This is a genomic window from Aquimarina sp. MAR_2010_214 (assembly GCF_002846555.1).
GTDB lineage: Bacteria > Bacteroidota > Bacteroidia > Flavobacteriales > Flavobacteriaceae > Aquimarina.
The window spans coordinates 3,145,073-3,162,468 of sequence record NZ_PJMS01000001.1; the positions used below are offsets into that span (position 1 = coordinate 3,145,073).

Consider the following 17,396-nt stretch of genomic DNA (forward strand, 5'->3'; position numbering starts at 1 on the left):
GTTTCTCTTATTGGATTTAATATGATACATCGTGGTTTTGTCATGCCTGTAAAATATAAAGGATTCGAAAAAGAACTTTATGTTATCAATTTGTTCATAATTTTTAGGGTGATTGTTTTTGCAATTGCTTGATAAAATAAGAAGGATACAATCCTGTTATTTTTCGAAATGCTAAAGAAAAAGATTCTCTATTATTATAACCCATACAATCTGCTATTGCTTCTATAGTGTATAAACGAAGCTGTTTATTATTTTTTAGTTCTTTAATAACATAATATATACGAAGTTCATTAAGGTATGCGGCAAAATTTTTATTTTTATGAGAATTTACAATTTTTGATAAATAACTTGAATTTGTACCTAGTTTTTTTGCTACGCTATTAAGGGTGGTTTTTTTGTTTAAAAACCCATTGTTTTCTTCAAACTTATCAAGTCCTCTTAAAATATTTTGAACAGTTTCAATAGGAATTTTAGTTTCGTTCTTAGAATCTATTTCAATGAGTTTAATTACATTGTCATTTTGTTGATTAGCCATCAATTCTTCAAATTTCCTTTTATGGTTTTTATTTCTAATAAAAAAATATAACCCTAAAATTGCTAGTACTACAACTAATAAAAGAGCGCCATAAAAAAACAATTGTATCTTTAGACGTTTGTTTTTTTCTTCTAAGGCATGTTGTTTTTCTATCGCTAAATTATACTTTGCTTCTATAGTATTAATCTTTTTATTTAATGTATTCTTGGATACAATTTTAGAAATAGAGTATGTTTCAGTCAGATAGTTATATGCCTTGTCATAATCGCCAAGTTTTTGATAATTCTTAGCTATATTTTCTAGGTTGTTTCTTTTTATTGTAAGCGATTTATCTTTAATAAAAAGATTGGATTCTTTGGCTGTTTTTATTGCTTTTGTATAGTTTTTTTGCAGATAATAAATATTACTTAAATTGCTTAAAGAAACTGCTATTCCAAAAGAATTATGAATGCTTTTATTTATTTTTAATGCTCTATTTGCATAGGTTTGGGCAGTATCTATATCCCCTATATTCATCTCAATTCTACTGAGATGATCATAAATTCTTGAAAAGAATCTATTATTCTTTGGAGTTTCAGGAAATCGAAGAGCCTTTTTATAATAAAACAAGGCACTATCCTTATTATTTCTATAATATTTTGGTGTATCAATATACTTCACTCTATAAAAACATCCTCCAATTTTTAAGCAACTAAAAATAATATCTAGAGTGTCGTTTCTTTTCTCAGCATTTGCTAATGCTTGTTTATGGTAATTTATAGCTTTTTTAAAATTTTTAGTTGTTTTAAATACTTGTCCAATAAAGCTGTTATACTTATAATAAAGGCGAGAAGTATCTATTGCTTTTAGATTCTCTAAATTTATTAGTAGTTGGTTAATACTCTCCTCATTATGATCTGCATAGTATTGTACTTCACCTATCCTTAGATCAATAGCAAGTTTATCTTCTACACTTAAGTCATCTATATTTTCTTCTATTTCTGATATAAGTAATTTGGCATTATTATAATCTCGGATATCTATTTTCCGGTCAATTTTTTCTAATTGAGAATAAAGAAGTGAATGATTGTCTTTGGTTTGAGAAAAACAAAGGTTGGTTGCTGTTGTAATTATAATTAAAAAAATAAATAAGAAAAGGGTGTAATTTCTAAAAAGACAAAATGGATTCTTTTTCATAAAAAGAAAAGCTAATAGATTATTTTATAAAAATAGTATGTTTCAGAGAAAATTTTAGAATATTTATTAGAAAATCAATTTGTAATAGTAGTTTATTAATAAATGTGTTGCAGATAAGATTGTTTTAAATCCAGAGGATTATATTTTAGTTCTACTAGAAATTATACAGATTTAGATCATGAATTAAAGATTACTATTTTATATTTATAATAAGTTTCATAAGTACAGATTTATAATACAAATTCGCTATCAGATTCTTATTTCAACCTATAAGGAATTACCTGCAACAAAACATCAATGGATAAGAGATAGAAATAAGATAAGTGAAGAAACTATAAATGACTTTTATAATGAGAAGAAAAAGCATTCTAATATCCTTAATTATTTCAAGTGTTTATATTTTGTTAGGTACTTATGACTATTTCAGTTATAGGAATTTGTCTCGCTATTTTGACAATCTACAGGATGATTTAGATTACATAATTATCCGACCATCAAAAATTTTTGGTATCATGGTTAGATTTATGGGTAATTTTATTTACGATTCAGATCTGTTTTTTGTTTTAGGACAATTATTTGGACTAGTAATTTATGCTTGTGTAATTTGGTTGTTTATAACTTGTCTAAAGATGTTGTTTAAAAAATAAAGGAAACGGAACCTGATCACACAGATTTGTAACCTAAGAAGCATAGCGAAGCATCAAAATAGCCTTCTTGGTTTAATCATGAGAATCAGGAATAATATTTTTTGTTGTCACTAAGGGCTATACCCTCGTTACGTTCATACTTATCTATAGCTTCATAAAAAGTTTTGATCCGATTAAAAATCCATTAAAAATTTTAAAGAAGATGCAACCTCTAGTTTTTTCAGTTGTCATTAGATTAACAACTTACTCTCAATTAGTAAAATTAAAATAACACGTGAATGATAAGAAAAAATAGAATTGTGATTATACTATTGCTGTTTATGTCGGCAGTAGGTATTTCACAAACAGAAAACTCTGTGCTCTCTAAGAAAGAGAAGAGGAAAAACAGACCTGCCTATATTGGGTTTGCTGCCGGGCTAGGAACATCATCGTTTAGAGATTTTGCAACTTCGCCACTTTTTTATCGGGGTATACCTAGACATATATCACTGTCATATACTAAAATGGATTTAGAACGAGAATCCGAAGTTGGAGCATCCTATCTTTTTGGACAGTACCATAATAGTTTTAATAAACATTCTGAAAGTAGTAAGCTTCATAGTGTATCCTTATTCTATTCTAGATTATACCGATTAAATAAGCTGAGTTCTCCAAAGTTAAATGTAAAAGTTGGTGGACTGTTTAATGCCACTACTAATTTTAGAACTAATGAGGGATTTGGTAATAATGGGATTGGTGTTGAAATTATTCCGACCCTTTTTGGTTCTGTTAAAATCGAAAAAGATATAAGCCGTAAAGAAGAAAAGAGTAAAAAATTCTTATTTATTAAATATAAACTAAAGAAAAGAACAAGAAATTTAGCATTTAGACTAAATGTTGGGTTGGTCAATAGCTCGTTTCGAAATGGATATGTGTACAACGGGCAAGCAGCCTTGTTAAATGAAGCAGATATATTTGATGAATATAAGTTCGATATGTTTTCTGGGTTTAGAGTAAATAGTTCTTTAGACTATACAATTTCCCTAAAGAACAAAAATGCGTTACGATTTTCTTATGTATGGGATGCTTATAAAACTGGGGGGGATTTTGATAAATTTGAGATGTCGGCCCACCTTTTTAAACTTACTTTTCTGTTTAATACCAATAATAAATAATGAGAAAGCTATATAGTATAATAGTAATAGGGCTATCACTTGCTTCTTGTGAGAAAGCTCTTTTTGAAGATGATTTGGCCTCTACAAATCCAAAAGATAATTTTGAATATCTATGGAATGAATGTAATGAGAAATACTCCTACTTTGATTTAAAAAATATTGACTGGGATGTTGTAAAATCTAAATATTCTGCCAAAATTTATAATGGAATGACTGAAGATTCATTATTTAAAGTATTGGGAGGGATGTTGACAGAATTAAGGGATGATCATACAAATCTAATATCGAACTTTAATGTTTCTACATTTAGAGTAGATTACTTAGGACAGGATAATTTTGATTGGCGTATCATTGAAGATCGCTATTTGAATCGAGACTATTACATTACGGGACCATTTAGGCATAATTTTCTTGATAATAAAGAAATAGGATATGTGCGTTTTCCTTCATTTCCTGGTACTGTGGATGCTAATAATCTGAACTTTGTTCTAAATAGATATAAAAATACAAAAGGATTAATCTTAGATATTAGAGAAAACGGAGGAGGAGCCGTAACTGATATTTTCAAAATCTTAAGCCGTTTTGTTGAGCGCAGAACACTGGTAAACTATTCTAGAATAAAAAGTGGTCCAGGGCGAAATGATTTTTCACAAGCTGAGCCGGTATATGTCTCTCCGTATGATGGAATACGATATAAAAATAAAATTGTTGTATTAACAGATAGAGGAACATACAGTGCTGGTTCATTTTTCTCACTTGCCACCAAGGCGCTTCCGAATATTACGCTTATCGGAGATACTACAGGCGGTGGTCTTGGTTTGCCAAACGGAGGTCAATTACCAAATGGTTGGACATATAGGTTTTCTATTACGCAAGCATTAACATTAGATAAGAACCCTGATTATGAAAATGGAGTTCCACCAGATATTGAAGCACTTGTAGATTGGAATGATTTGACAAAAGATGAAGTCCTGGATCGTGCAATTTTAGAACTTCAATAAGATGTTATTCTAATAATGTTTCAGCTCAGGTTTGCAAGTTGTGAAACATAGTAAGAACAAAAGAAGCTGTCTAAAAAACATATTCCCTTGTCACATTGAGCGAAGTCGAAATGTGGCAGGGGAATATGTTTTTACACTTTAATTTTGTAGATAAAAGTATTACTTAAGATGAGTGCTTTATATAAAGTTTATTGCTCTGTTACTTTTTGTACTCTTTCTACAGAATCGTTCTTAGAGAGCGAAAGTCGAACAATACTATCTTCTAGTGCGATCAAATTATGGATAACATTAGGCTCCAGTGAAATAAGATCTCCTTTTTTAAGAATATGTTCTGTATTGTGAACACCAAAATTGATTTCACCTTCAAAAATAGATACAGTAATCGGAAACGAAGTTTTATGACTTTTCATTTCCTGTCCTTTTTTAAAAACGATTCTAATTTCTTTGGTAGCATCATTTTCTATTAATTTGGTGATTGCTGGTTTTGTATCTCCGTAGGTAAGATCCTTGAGTAATGAGGTTAATTGCATAGTAATTGTTTTTTTATACAACAAAACTAAATATATTATCCTTCTTGTTTTATGAGTTAAATCATAAGGTAAAGTAAATTCCTAATTGTAATTTGCAGGTATAATTAGATATAATGTATACGGTATATGTCATAGATACTATTGGGGATGCTCATGTTTTAGAATTTAAAAAATTTGAGTACCGCAATCTTATGGAGTTATTAGTCAATAAACTACATGATGAAATCGGGGATTGCAAAGGTAGAGGACTATGTGGTACCTGCCATATTAGGGTGCATTCATCTAATACCGAAATGCAGTTTTTTGAAGGGCTAGAGAACAACATACTAAAAAAACAATTAGCGTATTATCCAGATAGCAGATTGGCGTGCCAAATTCTATTAGACGAACATATAGATACTATGAAAATCGAAATTATAGGAGGAGATTGATCGCTATGGGTTCTCTTAATATAGACATTAGGGGTAAACAAAGCTTGCTGAAATTTGTATACGATTAATCACTAAAATCCACAACAAGCTCGGACTTACAATATTGTTATACTTTTATTTTACAGCAATTACAGAGATCTCTACGTTTACTGATTTTGGTAAGGTTAACACCGCTACAGTTTCTCTTGCCGGTGCAGTATCTTCATTAAAATAACTACCATATACAGCATTCACTTCAGCAAAATTATTCATGTCGCTTAAAAAAATAGTGGTTTTAAGCACATTTTCGAATGTCATTCCGGCTTCATCCAATACCGCTTTTAGGTTCTGCATTACCTGCTTGGCTTCAGTTGTAATATCATCCAGAACTAATTTCCCCGTTTCCGGATTAATAGCAATCTGACCTGATGTGTATAATGTATTTCCGTTTAAAATAGCCTGACTATAAGGACCAATAGGAGCAGGGGCTTTGGCCGTAGTTATGATTTTTTTCATGTGATAGTTATATTATTAATTTATAATTTTATTGCTAACCAGAAACGTTATATCAATTATAATTGTCTATCTGGCTCACGTCTTTTATCCCATTTAATATCACTAAGCATCGATGATTTGATACCGATAAAGAAATTCCATGATGTTCTATCACTAAATGGAATCCAGTTGAAATTCATAACCCAACTTTCCAAATCTCGTTGAAACCTTAAATTGGTATAGGTAAACCCAGGATTTTTTAGATCATAGCCCGAAGATACTCCAACAGACCATCGAGGGGCGAGTTCTACATCACCAGAAAACATGATAGAGTGCGATGATATTTCATTTTGCCGGGCACTATTACCATAATTGACATTATAAGAGAGTCGCAAAGACCAGGGGATTTTATAATTATAATTTTTTATGTCTTTATCATCGTTTTTACTTTTATCCTTATCAAAGGAACGATCCTTTCCAAAGTCAGTAACGCCGCCAAATAGGTTGTCAGGCCGACCTTCATTTCTAAAGTTCTGATTGTCCAGAGGATCTTCATTAACTTTTCCTTTTTCAAAATCTTTACTCGAAAACGAATATCCGAAATTAGCACTAGCTCTGGTTAAACGAAAAAGACTACCTCCGTTGTCGATATTCCATACATCGATTTTACGATTATTGTTATCTAATGCATAAGGATCTAATTGTGCATTAAAGTTAATGTCTAGCTTATTTTGAATAATAGGAATATTACCGGTAATGGATAGTGGACTTAATTTTAAAGAATCACCTGCAACATTATAAGATGTACTAAAGTTAAGGTTGTTTAGCAAGGTAACTTTTTTGGCTTCTGTAGCTGTACTATCCTTACTTTTTACCTTCATTTCTACATTGTTACTAAGAGAAAATCCGATACTGCTAGAAAACACATTACCTGGTGGCCCAAAGTATCCTCCTTCAAATCTGGAATACTCTACAACTTTTGTTTCATCAATATTGGTTGTATTAGGGTCATCGGTAATCGTATAGCTATCATAAAACTCACTAAATGCAGGAGTAATACTATAGCTAACCGAAGGTCTCATGGTATGGCGAATCGCTTCTATTTTTTTACCTTTCTTAAACTTGAAAGTACCATAGATGGTTGTTCCCAAACTTGTTGAAAAATTATACGTACGAAAAGTATCAAAACCTTTTATAGTATCTCGTACCACTTCACCAGCACCATCTTTAGCACTCGAGTCATAACTTTGTTTTATCGTCTCAAAAACCCAGTTTTCTTGAAAATTTGTTCCTGCCGTAGCACTAAGGTATTTGAATACCTTAAAGTTTGTAGTTAAAGGAATCGAATGTTGCATTCCTATTTTGGCACCTTTAAACATATTAGACGAGAATAAATCATCATCGGTAGTTTGTATTCTGTTTTCTCCTCTAAAATTATATTGTGTATTTATGTTTTGTATAATCCCTTTTTTTATTCCCACTTTTGGAGCAAATGGAAATACCCTTGATACACTTATATTCATATTTGGAAGCGATAAATTTACGGTTCCTGTATTGGTATTCGAGTTATGAGTAGCTGCAAGATTAACATTAACCTGTGGATCTCCCTGAAATGTCTTGGCATAAGATATATTAGAACTGATTTGATTATTCAGGAAATTACCGGTATTGAGTTGATTGGTAGATTGCTGAAAAAAGTCACTCCTACCAAAATTTACAGAAGCCGAAAACCTGGAGTTTGGATTGGCTTTTGCATCCTGGCTATGGGTCCATTGGATATTGTATGTCGTGGTTTTGGCAAAATCAGGAAACCCTCTTTCGCTACGCAAATTGTTTTCATACCTAAACCTAAAATTCCCTCTATATTTATAGCGTAGGGCATAAGCAGATTCTACAGCAAAAGTATAACTACCATTAGTATAATAATCCCCCATAAGGGTGAGATCTACATAATCACTAATAGCAAAGTAATACCCCCCATTTTGAAGAAAATACCCACGGTTATTCTCTTCTCCCGGGCTAGGAATAATAAAACCTGAAGTTCTGTCTTCTGTTAATGGAAAGTACCCGAATGGTAACCCTAACGGAGTAGGTACATCGGCAATAAACATATTAACAAGCCCTGTTACAATCTTCTTTTTAGGAACAAACTTAATTCTACGGGCATAAAAATAATATTCCGGATCTTCAATATTTTCCGAAGTAGTGAATTTTACATTTTTCATGTAAATCACAGAATCATTCTCACGTTTAGAAATTTCATTTTTAATTTTAAATCCATTCTGTTCTGTTCGAGAATTGTATATCAGCGCCTTTTCGGTGTCAAAATTAAAACGAATTGAATCTGGTTCTACCACATTCTGTGCTTGTTTAAAAACAGGAGTTTGCACATACTCACCCAGAGAATCTTTAATTCCATAGGCATATACTTCATTTTTGGCATTGTCTACTACAATAAACCCGGCATTAATCTGCATTTCTCCATACACGATCTCGGCATTATCATAAAGATACATCTTGTTCTCTTTACGACTTAATCTCATATAATCAGTTGCTTTATAGACCACTTTGTCTGTTAATAGTTGTGGTTCTGTAGCAAGTGTGTCTTTTTTAACCGTATCCTGAACTTTTTCATTGAGAAACCCTTCTGGATTGATTTGAATAGATTTTAGGGTGTCCTTATTAGCACGAATAGGCACCTCCTTAGTTTGGTTTATTTCCTGCGCTGTAATTTGAAAAATACAAAACAGTGAAAAACTTAGTGAATAAAGTATGTAACGTACCGTTGTTTGCAATGGTTTAAATCCTATTTTTGTATAACTATGGCTCAGTTTTTGAAGTGCCAAAATTACATATATTTTTTATGCTTAGATTGTAATTCATAAAAAAATAAAAAATTATGTCAAAAGCATACCTTCTAAGCTGTATAAACATAGAAGATATTGGTTTAGTATATAAATCACAATCTTTAGATTTTTAATTTGTTATATTAAATACTGAAACAGAACGAAAATGTTTCAAAATTAGTAGTAAAATTATTTGTAGTTGATGAGACGAAGTATAGTATGTAGTGTTTTTTTGTCGGTTTTTTTATGTATCGCACCTGTTTTTGATGCCGATGTGGTTGCTCAGGAAAAAGAAAAATTTATTGTTGTTCTGGATGCTGGCCATGGTGGTCACGATCCCGGAAACCGAGGAAATGGATATAAAGAAAAGGAAATAGCACTAAGTGTAGTCTTGGCAGTTGGTACTGCCTTAGAAAATGATGGTAGATTTAAAGTGGTATACACCCGAAAAACAGATACCTTTATAGAACTGCATGAGAGAGGGAGTATTGCCAATAAAGCCGGAGCAAATCTTTTTGTGTCCGTACATTGCAACTCGCACCGCTCTCAGGCTTTTGGTACAGAAACCTTTGTGTTAGGATTACATGCTAATAATGAAAACTTTAATGTAGCAAAAAATGAAAACTCGGTAATCCTATTAGAGGATAATTATGAAGCTAATTATGATGGGTTTGATCCCAATTCTCCTGAATCAATTATCGGACTTACTTTAATGCAGGAGGAATATCTGGACCAAAGTCTTACACTTGCTAGTTTTGTACAGAATAGATTTAAAAAAACATTAGAAAGAAAAAGTAGAGGAGTAAAACAGGCTGGTTTTGTAGTTTTACACCAAACTTATATGCCAAGTGTTCTTATCGAATTAGGTTTCCTAACCAATAATAGCGAAGGGAAATATCTAAACTCTAAAAAAGGAAAGGATGATATGGCAAAATCCATCACAACCTCGATTATAGACTATAAAGAAAGCCTTGATGCTATTTATAAAATAGACCCTCCCAAAACCCCGGAAGTAACAAAAATTACTGCCAAAATGGAAGGAGATCGCGTGTATGATGATATCACGTTTAAGGTGCAAATTGCAGCAGGATCGACTGATATAGAATTACAGTCGTTTAATTTTAATGGCTTAGATCAATTGTCCAAAAATAAAACCGGAGATCTGTATAAGTATTATTTCGGAAGTACGTCTAATTATACTTTAATACAAGAATTAAGAGAAATTGCTGTGGGTAAGGGATTTGATTCTAGTTTTATTGTTGCTTTTCGTAATAGTGAATCGATTCCTTTAACAGAAGCTCTAAAAGCTGATACATCTTCGAATTAATCTAAATAAATACTGATAATTCCTTAGGAAATTACCAGTAGAAATGTATTTTTATTCTAAATTTGTGTCCTAAAATATAATCTATTTTGAAATTTACTCGAGAAGTTAAAACAGGAATATTAGCAATCTGTGCAATAGCACTTTTAATCTTTGGCTATAGTTTCCTGAAGGGAAAAAACCTCTTAGAAAATGATAGAACCTTTTATGCTGTTTATGATAATGTAGAAGGATTGATACCTTCTTCTCCGGTAACCATAAATGGTATGGTTGTAGGGCAGGTGGTTTCTATTAGTTTTGCAGATACCAAGGGAAACCTAGTTGTAGAGTTTAATGTAGATAGCGATTTTTCGTTTTCAAAGAATAGTATGGCCAAAGTATATGGAGGTGGCTTGATTGGAGGGAAGTCCCTTGCTATAATGCCTATATATGAACAAGGCCTTGAAGCAAAAGATAAAGATACACTGCCAGGTAAAGTAGAAGCAGGTTTACTAGAGCTGGTGAATGATAAGCTTGCTCCTTTGCAAGAAAAACTCGAAGCCGCAATTACAGACGCAGACACACTTTTAACCTCGGTGAACGGGATTCTTAATGTGGATAATAAAAATAACCTGAATTCTATTTTTAAAGATTTAAGTATAACCGTTAAGAATTTTAAAGGAGCTTCAAATTCTTTAAATACTATTCTTTCGGGTAATGAAGAAAAATTAAACAATACATTTACCAATCTGGATAAAATGTCGACTAATCTTAATAAGGTTTCAGATTCTCTAGCTCAGATAAATGTGGCCAAATTAGGAAAAGACCTGGAAAAGGTATTGGCTAATTTTGAGAAAATTTCAAAAGATATTAATTCAGGAAGAGGAACAGTTGGGAAATTACTGAAAGACGATAAATTATATGATAATTTAGAAAAAACCAGTAAACAACTAGAATTACTGATACAGGATTTACGATTAAATCCAAAACGTTATGTTCATATTTCGGTTTTTGGAAAGAAAAATGCTCCTTACGAAAAACCAACAGATTCAATAAATTAAAAAATTATGCAATACATACCTAATATCCTATTTATACTTGTTTTGGTAGCGGGTATTGGATATTTTACAAAAAATGTCCGTAAAGTCATTCGTAATATCCGATTAGGAAAAGATGTAGATCGTTCTGATAATAAAGGAGAGCGATTTAAAAATATGGCTAGGATAGCATTAGGACAGTCTAAAATGGTACGACGACCTGTCGCTGGGATATTGCATATTGTAGTATATCTTGGTTTTATTATTATCAACATAGAAGTATTAGAAATTATTATTGATGGAATTTTTGGTACACATAGGATCTTTGCGTTTTTAGGAGGATTGTATGATTTCTTAATTGGTTCATTCGAGATTTTGGCATTCCTTGTATTTATAGGAGTTGTTTTATTTTGGATTCGTCGTAATGTGATTAAATTAAAACGTTTCTGGAATCCAGAGATGAAAGGATGGCCGAAAAATGATGGGAACTTCATCCTGTATTTCGAGATGGTTTTGATGACTTTGTTTTTGGTAATGAATGCTTCAGATCTTCAGTTACAGGCATTAGGAGCAGACCATTATATCAAGGCAGGGGCGTACCCAATAAGTCAGTATATATCCCCACTTTTTAATGGGATGTCAGAAACATCGCTAATCGTATTAGAAAGAGCATGTTGGTGGGTGCATATTATAGGGATATTAGTATTTTTAAATTATTTATATTTTTCAAAACATTTACATATTCTTCTGGCATTTCCAAATACATATTATGGGGATTTAAACCCTAAAGGAGAGCTTGATAATCTTGAAGCTGTTACTAAAGAAGTACAACTAATGATGGACCCAAGTGCAGATCCTTTTGCTGCCCCCGCAGATGATCAGCAAGAAGGAGAACCAGAGAAATTTGGAGCATCAGATGTTACAGATTTAAACTGGGTGCAATTGCTAAATGCATATACGTGTACCGAGTGTGGTCGTTGCACTAGTGAATGTCCTGCAAATCAAACAGGAAAGAAACTATCCCCGCGTAAAATTATGATGGATACCAGGGATCGACTAAAAGAAGTAGGAGACAATATAGATAAGAACGGTAGTTTTGTAGATGATGGAAAACAACTACTGAATGATTATATCACTCCCGAAGAGTTATGGGCGTGTACTAGTTGCAATGCCTGTGTAGAAACTTGCCCGGTAAGTATTAGTCCATTGTCTATTATTATAGATATGAGACGTTACCTGGTGATGGAGCAAAGTGCAGCACCATCAGATCTAAATAATATGATGACTAATATAGAAAATAATGGAGCTCCATGGCCATTCAACCAAATGGACAGATTAAACTGGAGCAACGAATAATTTTTATTAAATAACCAATACAGTAAATTTTAACCAAAACTTTTAACCAATTAAACCACAAACTAATAGAGATTATGAAAAAGGAAGAAGTAGAAAAATTATTGCATGATAAAATAGAAGAAGGAGAACATGTGAGTCCGGTCTTACCAGAGGGAGTTAAGAATTACCTTATTGATATTGACGGAACTATAACCGAAGATGTGCCTAATGAAGAGCCAGAGCGAATGGTTACATGTGAGCCTTTTCCTGATGCATTGGTTACCTTAAATAAATGGTATGACCAAGGACATGTTATATGTTTCTTTACTTCAAGAACCGAAGACCATAGAGAAGTAACCGAAGCATGGTTAAATAAATGTGGTTTTAAATATCATAGCCTTTTGATGGGGAAACCAAGGGGAGGAAACTACCATTGGATTGATAATCACCTGGTAAAAGCAACACGATATACGGGTAAATTTACAGAACTGGTAGAGCGAGTTGTGACCATCGAAGTTTTTGATGATGGAAAACATGATTAAAAAACAAATTTTAGGGTATTAACCTCTAGGTAGACCCCTAAACTTTAAATTGCATAATATGAGTGAGACAGTAAAGGTGCCAACAATGGCGGAATATATGGCAGAAGGCAAAAAACCAGAAGTTTTGTTTTGGGTGGGTTGTGCCGGTAGTTTTGATGATAGAGCTAAAAAAATTACAAAAGCTTTTGTGAAATTACTTCATAATGCTAATGTAGACTTTGCTGTATTAGGTACTGAAGAAAGTTGTACAGGAGATCCGGCAAAAAGAGCAGGTAATGAATTCTTGTTTCAAATGCAGGCAGTTACAAATATAGAGGTAATGAATGCTTACGAAATAAAAAAAGTAGTTACTGCGTGCCCTCACTGTTTCAATACCTTAAAAAATGAATACCCTGTATTAGGAGGGGATTATGAAGTAGTGCACCATACTCAATTTCTAAAATCCCTTTTGGATGAAGGTAGATTAAAAGTTGAAGGAGGAAAATTTAAAGGTAAACGAATTACATTTCATGATCCATGTTATCTGGGTCGAGCCAATAATGTATATGAGGCACCAAGAGATTTACTTAAGAAATTAGAAGTAGAACTTATAGAAATGAAACGCTGTAAGCGAAATGGGTTATGTTGTGGAGCTGGAGGTGCCCAGATGTTTAAAGAACCAGAACCAGGAAATAAGGATATTAATGTTGAACGAACAGAAGATGCCTTAGAAACAAAACCAGATATTATTGCCGCAGGATGTCCTTTTTGTAATACAATGATGACAGACGGGGTAAAGAGTAAAGAAAAAGAAGATAGTGTGCAAGTGATGGATGTGGCCGAACTTATTGCCAATGCTCAGGATTTGTAGATTTTTTTCTTAATTATACACAATTTTATTAGAGTTAATATGTTTTTTCATATTAACTCTTTTCTATAATCGTAAATAGCAATAGTTTTTGTTACTTTAGTAAAAAATAGCTCATGTTGGTAGATTTTAATGACCTTCCGGAAACATCTCGAGTGTGGATTTATCAGGCAAATCGGTCATTCACTTTGAATGAACTGGAAGAAATCGAAAAAAAAATAAAAGAATTTATAACTCAATGGACAGCCCACGGTGCTGATCTTAAAGCAGGTTATGAAATAAAATATAAACGATTTATAACCATTGGACTAGATCAAGGAATGAATCAAGCAACAGGGTGCTCTATAGATGCCTCTGTTCGTTTTGTTCAGGAATTAGAACAAGCATATGATGTAGACTTAATGGATAAGATGAACGTATCTTTTAAGCAAGGAGAATTTGTAGCCTATAAATCTCTTGTAGATTTTAAAAAAATGGCTAAAAATAGATCGGTATCCCCAAATACTATCGTTTTTAATAACCTGGTTACCAATATTGCCGAATATCGAATCAATTGGGAAGTCCCGGCAAAAGATAGTTGGCATAACCGTTTTTTAAATTAAAATTTTCGTGCGGCATATTATAAAAAAGTATTTTTCCTTTATAATTTTTCTAATAGCTTTTGGCGTTGATGCTCAATCAGAAAATCCATTATTGGTAGAAGATTTTGAAACCCAAAGAAGATGGGTGGATAGTATTTATAATAGAATGACTCTTAAAGAAAAAGTGGGTCAATTGTTTATGGTAAATGTATCTTCTTCTGATCCCAAAAAAGAAACAGATAAAATAAAACGACTCATTGAAGAATTTCAGATAGGAGGCGTTATTTTTTCTAAAGGTGGACCTAAACGACAGGCAAAGCTTAATAACAAATATCAGGAACTGTCCAAAATACCATTACTAATTGGTGTAGATGCAGAATGGGGTTTAGGTATGCGATTAGATTCAACACAAGCTTTTCCCTGGAATATGACTCTTGGAGCAATACAAGATAATCAATTAATAGAGGAAACCGGAAGACAAGTAGCACGGCATTGTAAACGAATGGGAGTACATATTAATTTTGCACCTGTTGTAGATATTAATACGAATCCTAAAAATCCGATCATTGGTAATCGTTCTTTTGGAGAAAATAAAAAAACGGTAACTCAAAAAGCACTGGCTTTTATGAAAGGTATGCAACGAGAGGGGATTTTGGCTAGCGCCAAACATTTTCCTGGTCATGGAGATACCGATACCGATTCTCATAATACATTACCTACTATTAATTTTGATGCCAAAAGAATTGATAGTGTCGAGTTATATCCATATAAAAAGCTTATTAATGAAGGGCTATCCAGTATTATGGTTGCTCACCTTAATATTCCTAGTTTAGAATATAGATCAGATTATCCGTCTTCTATTTCTAAAAAAATAGTTTCTGGAGTATTAAAAGATAGTTTAAAGTTTGAAGGGCTGATTTTTACAGATGCTCTTAATATGAAAGGAGCTTCTAATTTTAAAGCTCCGGGCGATATTGATTTGGCAGCTTTTTTAGCAGGAAATGATATTTTACTAATGTCGGAAGATGTGCCATTGGCATCTCAAAAAATAGTATCTGCATACTACTCTGGAGCTCTAACAGAAGAACGTTTATCTTATTCTGTAAGGAAGATTTTATTTGCTAAATATAAAGCAGGCCTTAATGCTTATCAACCTGTGGAAACAGATTTCCTTTATGAGGAATTAAATAGTGTTAAAAATAAGGTGTTACTTCATGATTTAGTAGAAAATTCTTTAACGGTTATAAAGAATGAAAGAGCTACATTACCTATTAAAAATCTTGATCTGAAAAAAATTGCCTACGTTTCCCTTGGGGATGACTCAGGAGAAACTTTTTATGAAGAGTTAAGTAAATATGCTCAAGTCGAATGGGTAAAAGCTAGTCAATTGGGAGAAATGGTAGAACAATTGAAGAACTATAATTATGTCATTGTAGGTTTTCATAAGTCTAACGATTCACCTTGGGAAAAATATAAGTTTAAGGATAAGGAATTGGTTTGGTTATATGAAATCGCTAGGTTAAATACTACAGTACTTAGTGTGTTTGCTCGACCTTATGCAATGTTAGATATGTTAACCACTACAAACTTTGAAGGTATAGTGATGTCTTATCAAAATAGTAAGGTAGCCCAGGAGAAAACAGCACAATTACTTTTTGGAGCTATAGAGGCTAAAGGGAAACTTCCTGTAAGCATAGGAGAAGAGTTTCCTGCTGGTACAGGGCAAGAAACTAGAACCTTAAATAGATTATCATATGGCTTACCCGAAAGTGTAGGGATGAATTCTTATAAACTGAAAAGAATTGATTCTGTAGTGGATTTTGCAATAAAGGAAAAAATGGCGCCAGGAATACAACTTATTGTTGCAAGGAAAGGGAAAGTAGTGTTTAATAAAAATTATGGATACCATACCTATAATAAATTTAGAAAAGTTAAAGGGTCAGACGTTTATGATCTAGCATCTTTGACCAAAATATTAGCTACTTTACCGCTTACTATAGAGTTGAAAGATAAAGGGATAATTTCTTTAAATACGAGGGTAGGAAAAATGCTACCTTCTTTTAAAGGATCTAATAAGGAGCATATAACCATAAGGTCTATGCTATCGCATTATGCAAAATTAAAGGCCTGGATTCCTTTCTACTTGCAAACAATGGATTCTGTTACTCGAAAGCCTGATAAGAAATATTATAGAAATAGTCGTTCAAAAGATTTTAATATTGAAGTCACTAATAATCTTTATTTCAGAAGTGATATGAAGGATTCTTTACTTTTAAGAATTAGAGATAGTGAATTGAGAGAGAGACTAAGATATAAGTATAGTGATTTACCATATTATCTTCTGAAAACATATATAGAAGATCATTATAGTAATACGTTACATAAACTCACTCAGCAACATTTTTATAAACCAATGGGTGCAAATAATACCTCATATCTACCTCTAAAACGATTCAGAAAAAAAAGAATAGTTCCTACAGAGCATGATAAAATTTTTAGAGATGAAGTCGTTCATGGGTATGTTCATGATCAGGGAGCTGCTATGCTTGGTGGGATTGCTGGACATGCAGGGTTATTTGCTAATGCTAATGATGTTACTAAGATTATGCAAATGTATCTTAATAAAGGATATTATGGTGGTAAGCAATATTTTAGAGAAGAAACATTAAGTGAGTTTAATACGTGTCATTATTGTCATCGTAATGTACGACGAGGGATAGGGTTTGATAAACCGCAATTAGGTGATGTAGGCCCTACTTGTGGGTGTATCTCAATGACTAGCTTTGGTCATAGTGGCTTTACCGGAACATTTACATGGGCAGATCCAGAACAAGAAATAATATATGTTTTTTTAAGTAATCGTACTTTTCCTAATGCTTCAAATCGAAAACTCATATCTCATGATATTCGTTCAGAGATACAAAGGTTAATATATGAGGCAATAGACTACTAAATAA

Annotated in this window: 14 protein-coding genes; 10 read left to right on the forward strand and 4 right to left on the reverse strand. The window is 32.5% G+C overall.

The window, feature by feature from the left end:
• Positions 1-103 precede the first annotated feature (103 nt).
• A complete protein-coding gene (locus tag ATE84_RS13410) occupies positions 104-1,711 on the reverse strand; it encodes a tetratricopeptide repeat protein (protein WP_101448438.1) in 1,608 nt (535 codons plus the stop codon).
• Between the two features lie 925 nt (positions 1,712-2,636).
• Between ATE84_RS13410 and ATE84_RS13415 the strand changes: the two genes are divergently transcribed.
• Both ATE84_RS13415 and ATE84_RS13420 read left to right on the forward strand, forming a co-directional pair.
• Positions 2,637-3,512: a hypothetical protein gene (locus ATE84_RS13415; RefSeq protein ID WP_101448439.1), complete on the forward strand. Its 876-nt coding sequence runs from the start codon at positions 2,637-2,639 to the stop codon at positions 3,510-3,512.
• Positions 3,512-4,513, forward strand: coding sequence for a S41 family peptidase (locus ATE84_RS13420; protein WP_101448440.1), 1,002 nt, complete (start codon positions 3,512-3,514; stop codon positions 4,511-4,513). Before ATE84_RS13415 ends, ATE84_RS13420 begins: the two co-directional genes overlap by 1 nt.
• 188 nt (positions 4,514-4,701) lie before the next feature.
• Here the strand turns inward: ATE84_RS13420 and ATE84_RS13425 are convergent, their stop codons facing one another.
• On the reverse strand, positions 4,702-5,043 hold the full coding sequence (locus ATE84_RS13425; RefSeq protein ID WP_101448441.1) for a cupin domain-containing protein: 342 nt from the start codon (positions 5,041-5,043) through the stop codon (positions 4,702-4,704).
• Positions 5,044-5,156: 113 nt separating this feature from the next.
• Between ATE84_RS13425 and ATE84_RS13430 the strand changes: the two genes are divergently transcribed.
• Positions 5,157-5,474, forward strand: coding sequence for a 2Fe-2S iron-sulfur cluster-binding protein (locus ATE84_RS13430; RefSeq protein ID WP_101448442.1), 318 nt, complete (start codon positions 5,157-5,159; stop codon positions 5,472-5,474).
• A 114-nt stretch (positions 5,475-5,588) separates the two neighbouring features.
• Here ATE84_RS13430 and ATE84_RS13435 read toward each other — a convergent pair whose 3' ends face one another.
• Positions 5,589-5,969 (reverse strand): RidA family protein, encoded by a 381-nt coding sequence (locus ATE84_RS13435; RefSeq protein ID WP_101448443.1) that lies wholly within the window; start codon positions 5,967-5,969, stop codon positions 5,589-5,591.
• A 56-nt stretch (positions 5,970-6,025) separates the two neighbouring features.
• Positions 6,026-8,794, reverse strand: coding sequence for a putative LPS assembly protein LptD (locus ATE84_RS13440; protein WP_101448444.1), 2,769 nt, complete (start codon positions 8,792-8,794; stop codon positions 6,026-6,028).
• A gap of 202 nt (positions 8,795-8,996) precedes the next feature.
• Between ATE84_RS13440 and ATE84_RS13445 the strand changes: the two genes are divergently transcribed.
• The 7 genes from ATE84_RS13445 to ATE84_RS13475 all read left to right on the forward strand — a co-directional run bounded on the left by ATE84_RS13445 (position 8,997) and on the right by ATE84_RS13475 (position 17,392).
• Positions 8,997-10,121, forward strand: a complete 1,125-nt coding sequence (locus ATE84_RS13445; protein WP_101448445.1) for an N-acetylmuramoyl-L-alanine amidase — start codon at positions 8,997-8,999, stop codon at positions 10,119-10,121.
• Between the two features lie 86 nt (positions 10,122-10,207).
• On the forward strand, positions 10,208-11,158 hold the full coding sequence (locus ATE84_RS13450) for an MlaD family protein (RefSeq protein ID WP_101448446.1): 951 nt from the start codon (positions 10,208-10,210) through the stop codon (positions 11,156-11,158).
• A 6-nt stretch (positions 11,159-11,164) separates the two neighbouring features.
• Positions 11,165-12,490 (forward strand): (Fe-S)-binding protein, encoded by a 1,326-nt coding sequence (locus ATE84_RS13455; protein WP_101448447.1) that lies wholly within the window; start codon positions 11,165-11,167, stop codon positions 12,488-12,490.
• 74 nt (positions 12,491-12,564) lie between these two features.
• Positions 12,565-13,011, forward strand: a complete 447-nt coding sequence (locus ATE84_RS13460; protein WP_101448448.1) for a phosphoheptose isomerase — start codon at positions 12,565-12,567, stop codon at positions 13,009-13,011.
• Between the two features lie 58 nt (positions 13,012-13,069).
• Positions 13,070-13,861: a (Fe-S)-binding protein gene (locus ATE84_RS13465; protein ID WP_101448449.1), complete on the forward strand. Its 792-nt coding sequence runs from the start codon at positions 13,070-13,072 to the stop codon at positions 13,859-13,861.
• Between the two features lie 113 nt (positions 13,862-13,974).
• Positions 13,975-14,460, forward strand: a complete 486-nt coding sequence (locus ATE84_RS13470) for an ABC transporter ATPase (protein WP_101448450.1) — start codon at positions 13,975-13,977, stop codon at positions 14,458-14,460.
• 7 nt (positions 14,461-14,467) lie between these two features.
• On the forward strand, positions 14,468-17,392 hold the full coding sequence (locus ATE84_RS13475) for a glycoside hydrolase family 3 N-terminal domain-containing protein (protein ID WP_369828521.1): 2,925 nt from the start codon (positions 14,468-14,470) through the stop codon (positions 17,390-17,392).
• Positions 17,393-17,396 lie beyond the last annotated feature (4 nt).